Raw genomic sequence first — 2820 nt, 5'->3', positions numbered from 1 at the left:
TTTAGCCAGAACGGTGGTGATTGCTGCAGTCAGGGTAGTTTTACCGTGGTCAACGTGGCCGATAGTACCAACGTTAACGTGCGGTTTGGAACGTTCAAATTTTTCTTTAGACACGGCTATATTCCTTACTCTTATGCTCTCCCCTCATGGAGAGAGCACTGATCAATGTGTTAAACCCGAAAGCTTATTTACCACGGGCTTCAATAACGGCCTGAGCGACGTTGTTCGGCGCATCATCGTACTTCAGGAACTCCATGGAGTAAGAAGCACGGCCTTTGGTCAGAGAACGCAGTTGAGTTGCGTAGCCGAACATCTCGGACAACGGAACTTCAGCGTGAATCTGAACGCCAGTAGCGTTGGATTCCTGACCTTTCAGTTGACCACGACGACGGCTAAGGTCACCGATGACGTCACCAGTGTTCTCTTCCGGCGTTTCAACTTCAACCTTCATGATTGGCTCAAGCAAAACAGGTTTCGCTTTCTTAAAGCCATCTTTAAAGGCGATAGAAGCGGCCAGTTTAAACGCCAATTCGGAGGAGTCAACATCATGGTAAGAACCGAAATGCAGACGCACACCGAGATCAACAACCGGGTAACCCGCCAGTGGACCAGATTTCAGCTGTTCCTGGAGGCCTTTATCAATGGCAGAGATGTATTCCGTTGGGATCACACCACCTTTAATGTCATTGACGAACTCGTAGCCTTTCGGATTAACGCCCGGCTCCAGTGGGTACATGTCGATTACAACATGACCATACTGACCACGACCACCAGACTGCTTGGCGTGTTTACCTTCGATATCGGTAACTTTCGAACGAATCGCTTCACGGTAAGCAACCTGAGGTTTGCCCACGTTAGCTTCAACGTTGAATTCACGACGCATACGGTCAACCAGGATGTCCAGGTGAAGTTCACCCATACCTGCGATGATAGTCTGACCTGATTCTTCGTCAGTCCATACGCGGAATGATGGATCTTCCTTCGCCAGACGGCCCAGAGCCAGACCCATTTTTTCCTGGTCAGCTTTGGTTTTTGGTTCAACGGCTACGGAGATTACCGGCTCAGGGAACTCCATGCGCTCCAGAATGATCACGTTGTTCGGATCACACAGAGTGTCACCGGTAGTCACGTCTTTCAGACCGATAGCAGCAGCGATGTCGCCTGCGCGAACTTCTTTGATCTCTTCACGCTTGTTAGCATGCATCTGAACGATACGGCCCAGACGTTCACGCTGAGATTTCACTGGGTTAAATACAGTGTCACCTGAGTTGACGAGACCGGAGTAAACACGGAAGAACGTCAGGTTACCCACGAATGGGTCAGTAGCGATTTTGAACGCCAGAGCAGAGAACGGCTCGGTGTCAGAAGAATGACGAACTGCTGGAGTGTCTTTACCGTCATCCAACATACCGTTGATAGCTTCAACGTCGGTTGGTGCTGGCAGATACTCAACAACAGCATCCAGCATTGCCTGTACGCCTTTGTTTTTAAACGCAGAGCCACAGGTAACCAGGATAATTTCATTGTTCAGAACGCGCTTACGCAGAGAAGTTTTGATTTCTTCTTCGGTCAGCTCTTCGCCACCAAAGAATTTCTCCATCAGCTCATCAGAGCCTTCAGCAGCGGCCTCAACCAGTTTCTGATGCCATTCTTCAGCCAGTTCTTGCATATCAGCCGGGATCTCTTCGTATTCGAAGGTCACGCCCTGATCGGCTTCGTTCCAGTTGATGGCTTTCATTTTCACCAGGTCAACAACACCGGTGAATTTCTCTTCCGCGCCAATAGCCAGCTGCAGAGGAACCGGAGTTGCGCCCAGACGTTGTTCAATCTGACCAACAACTTTCAGGAAGTTAGCACCCATGCGGTCCATTTTGTTAACGAACGCGATGCGTGGAACTTTGTATTTGTTAGCCTGACGCCATACGGTTTCAGACTGTGGCTGAACGCCACCAACAGCACAGTAAACCATTACCGCGCCATCAAGAACACGCATAGAACGTTCTACTTCGATGGTGAAGTCAACGTGTCCTGGGGTGTCGATGATGTTAATGTGGTGTGGTTCGAACTGCTTAGCCATACCAGACCAGAAACAGGTAGTCGCAGCGGACGTGATGGTAATACCACGTTCCTGCTCCTGCTCCATCCAGTCCATGGTAGCTGCGCCGTCGTGCACTTCACCGATTTTGTGGTTTACACCGGTGTAGAACAAAACACGTTCGGTAGTGGTCGTTTTACCGGCGTCGATGTGAGCGCTGATACCGATGTTACGATAGCGCTCAATGGGTGTTTTACGAGCCATTTGATTCCTCTATTGCCTTAGGCGTTCAAGTTCGGTTAACCCAAGCGGGTTGGCTTCTTGAAGCGCCCGCTTGGTTAGCATAACTACTGCGTGGCAATTACCAGCGGTAGTGGGCGAACGCCTTGTTGGCTTCTGCCATACGGTGAACGTCTTCACGTTTCTTAACAGCAGAACCTTTGTTCTCAACTGCATCAGAAAGTTCGTTCGCCAAGCGCAGAGCCATGGATTTATCACCGCGTTTACGAGCAGCATCAACGATCCAACGCATTGCCAGAGCATTACGACGGACCGGGCGGACTTCAACTGGTACCTGATAAGTAGAACCACCAACGCGGCGCGACTTAACTTCTACAGTCGGGCGAACGTTGTCGAGAGCGACTTCGAAAGCTTCCAGGTGATCTTTACCAGAACGCTGAGCCAGGGTCTCCAGCGCGGTATAGACGATTGCTTCTGCAGTAGATTTTTTACCGTCTACCATCAGGATGTTTACAAATTTGGCCAACAGTTCGGATCCGAACTTA

The 2820-nt window shown here is 50.1% G+C and carries 3 protein-coding genes; all 3 read right to left on the bottom strand.

Features of this window, described 5'->3' with window-relative positions; translation table 11 throughout:
• The coding region (locus BEI65_RS12185) for a GTP-binding protein (RefSeq protein WP_232519089.1) at positions 1-114 on the bottom strand (114 nt) is incomplete at its 3' end.
• Between the two features lie 70 nt (positions 115-184).
• Complete coding sequence (gene fusA, locus BEI65_RS12180; protein ID WP_085119770.1) at positions 185-2299, bottom strand: elongation factor G; 2115 nt, start codon at positions 2297-2299, stop codon at positions 185-187.
• Between the two features lie 97 nt (positions 2300-2396).
• A partial coding sequence (gene rpsG / locus BEI65_RS12175; RefSeq protein WP_099063559.1) for a 30S ribosomal protein S7 occupies positions 2397-2820 on the bottom strand: 424 nt, incomplete at its 5' end.

Source organism: Serratia sp. BW106, assembly GCF_002607755.1.
GTDB lineage: Bacteria > Pseudomonadota > Gammaproteobacteria > Enterobacterales > Enterobacteriaceae > Serratia > Serratia proteamaculans.
Note: the sequence above shows the minus strand (reverse complement) of the source record. Positions and strands in the feature narration are given on the sequence as shown.

Bases quoted from the DNA above. Each gene is read 5' to 3' on its own strand.
- fusA (WP_085119770.1), bottom strand. From the start codon at position 2,299: ATGGCTCGTAAAACACCCATTGAGCGCTATCGTAACATCGGTATCAGC.